Annotated in this window: 2 rRNA genes; both read left to right on the forward strand. The window is 52.3% G+C overall.

The window, feature by feature from the left end:
- A 23S ribosomal RNA gene (locus AC07V9_RS29550) occupies positions 1-2,754 on the forward strand; the annotation flags it as partial.
- A 148-nt stretch (positions 2,755-2,902) separates the two neighbouring features.
- A 5S ribosomal RNA gene (rrf, locus tag AC07V9_RS29555) occupies positions 2,903-3,018 on the forward strand.
- Positions 3,019-3,027: the final 9 nt, after the last annotated feature.

Here is a 3,027-nt window from a genome sequence, read left to right on the forward strand (position 1 = left end):
AAGACAGTTATCTCAAGCTGAATACATAGGCTTGCGAGGCGAACCAGGGGAACTGAAACATCTAAGTACCCTGAGGAAAAGAAATCAACCGAGATTCCCTTAGTAGTGGCGAGCGAACGGGGACCAGCCCTTAAGTTGATTTGAGATTAGCGGAACGCTCTGGAAAGTGCGGCCATAGTGGGTGATAGCCCTGTACGCGAAAATCTCTTGTCAATGAAATCGAGTAGGACGGGGCACGAGAAACCTTGTCTGAACATGGGGGGACCATCCTCCAAGGCTAAATACTACTGACTGACCGATAGTGAACCAGTACCGTGAGGGAAAGGCGAAAAGAACCGCGGAGAGCGGAGTGAAATAGATCCTGAAACCGTATGCGTACAAGCAGTGGGAGCCCACATTGTTGGGTGACTGCGTACCTTTTGTATAATGGGTCAGCGACTTATTTTCAGTGGCAAGCTTAACCGAATAGGGGAGGCGTAGCGAAAGCGAGTCTTAATAGGGCGTCGAGTCGCTGGGAATAGACCCGAAACCGGGCGATCTATCCATGGGCAGGTTGAAGGTTAGGTAACACTGACTGGAGGACCGAACCGACTACCGTTGAAAAGTTAGCGGATGACCTGTGGATCGGAGTGAAAGGCTAATCAAGCTCGGAGATAGCTGGTTCTCCTCGAAAGCTATTTAGGTAGCGCCTCATGTATCACTGTAGGGGGTAGAGCACTGTTTCGGCTAGGGGGTCATCCCGACTTACCAAACCGATGCAAACTCCGAATACCTGCAAGTGCCGAGCATGGGAGACACACGGCGGGTGCTAACGTCCGTCGTGAAAAGGGAAACAACCCAGACCGTCAGCTAAGGTCCCAAAGTCATGGTTAAGTGGGAAACGATGTGGGAAGGCTTAGACAGCTAGGAGGTTGGCTTAGAAGCAGCCACCCTTTAAAGAAAGCGTAATAGCTCACTAGTCGAGTCGGCCTGCGCGGAAGATGTAACGGGGCTCAAACCATGCACCGAAGCTACGGGTATCACCTTTGGGTGATGCGGTAGAGGAGCGTTCTGTAAGCCTGTGAAGGTGAGTTGAGAAGCTTGCTGGAGGTATCAGAAGTGCGAATGCTGACATGAGTAACGACAATGGGTGTGAAAAACACCCACGCCGAAAGACCAAGGTTTCCTGCGCAACGTTAATCGACGCAGGGTTAGTCGGTCCCTAAGGCGAGGCTGAAAAGCGTAGTCGATGGAAAACAGGTTAATATTCCTGTACTTCTGGTTATTGCGATGGAGGGACGGAGAAGGCTAGGCCAGCCTGGCGTTGGTTGTCCAGGTTTAAGGTGGTAGGCTGAAATCTTAGGTAAATCCGGGGTTTCAAGGCCGAGAGCTGATGACGAGTGTCCTTTTGGACGCGAAGTGGTTGATGCCATGCTTCCAAGAAAAGCTTCTAAGCTTCAGGTAACCAGGAACCGTACCCCAAACCGACACAGGTGGTTGGGTAGAGAATACCAAGGCGCTTGAGAGAACTCGGGTGAAGGAACTAGGCAAAATGGCACCGTAACTTCGGGAGAAGGTGCGCCGGTGAGGGTGAAGGACTTGCTCCGTAAGCCCATGCCGGTCGAAGATACCAGGCCGCTGCGACTGTTTATTAAAAACACAGCACTCTGCAAACACGAAAGTGGACGTATAGGGTGTGACGCCTGCCCGGTGCCGGAAGGTTAATTGATGGGGTTAGCTCACGCGAAGCTCTTGATCGAAGCCCCGGTAAACGGCGGCCGTAACTATAACGGTCCTAAGGTAGCGAAATTCCTTGTCGGGTAAGTTCCGACCTGCACGAATGGCGTAACGATGGCGGCGCTGTCTCCACCCGAGACTCAGTGAAATTGAAATCGCTGTGAAGATGCAGTGTATCCGCGGCTAGACGGAAAGACCCCGTGAACCTTTACTATAGCTTTGCACTGGACTTTGAATTTGCTTGTGTAGGATAGGTGGGAGGCTTTGAAGCGTGGACGCCAGTTCGCGTGGAGCCATCCTTGAAATACCACCCTGGCAACTTTGAGGTTCTAACTCAGGTCCGTCATCCGGATCGAGGACAGTGTATGGTGGGTAGTTTGACTGGGGCGGTCTCCTCCTAAAGAGTAACGGAGGAGTACGAAGGTGCGCTCAGACCGGTCGGAAATCGGTCGTAGAGTATAAAGGCAAAAGCGCGCTTGACTGCGAGACAGACACGTCGAGCAGGTACGAAAGTAGGTCTTAGTGATCCGGTGGTTCTGTATGGAAGGGCCATCGCTCAACGGATAAAAGGTACTCCGGGGATAACAGGCTGATACCGCCCAAGAGTTCATATCGACGGCGGTGTTTGGCACCTCGATGTCGGCTCATCACATCCTGGGGCTGAAGCCGGTCCCAAGGGTATGGCTGTTCGCCATTTAAAGTGGTACGCGAGCTGGGTTTAGAACGTCGTGAGACAGTTCGGTCCCTATCTGCCGTGGACGTTTGAGATTTGAGAGGGGCTGCTCCTAGTACGAGAGGACCGGAGTGGACGAACCTCTGGTGTTCCGGTTGTCACGCCAGTGGCATTGCCGGGTAGCTATGTTCGGAAAAGATAACCGCTGAAAGCATCTAAGCGGGAAACTTGCCTCAAGATGAGATCTCACTGGAACCTTGAGTTCCCTGAAGGGCCGTCGAAGACTACGACGTTGATAGGTGGGGTGTGTAAGCGCTGTGAGGCGTTGAGCTAACCCATACTAATTGCCCGTGAGGCTTGACCATATAACACCCAAGCAATCTGCGACTCGAGAGAGCATCAGATTGCGGTGACTGTGAAGACGACAGCAACCGAGAGTTTGCGTCGCGAACGAACCTGATCACATACCCGTTTTGCTGAAGCGTTCACCTGAACGAGTCAGCACCCGAATTTCTTGACGACCATAGAGTGTTGGAACCACCTGATCCCATCCCGAACTCAGAAGTGAAACGATACATCGCCGATGGTAGTGTGGGGTTTCCCCATGTGAGAGTAGGTCATCGTCAAGATTAAATTCC

It is taken from the genome of Pseudomonas sp. GW821-FHT02A11 (assembly GCF_059421985.1).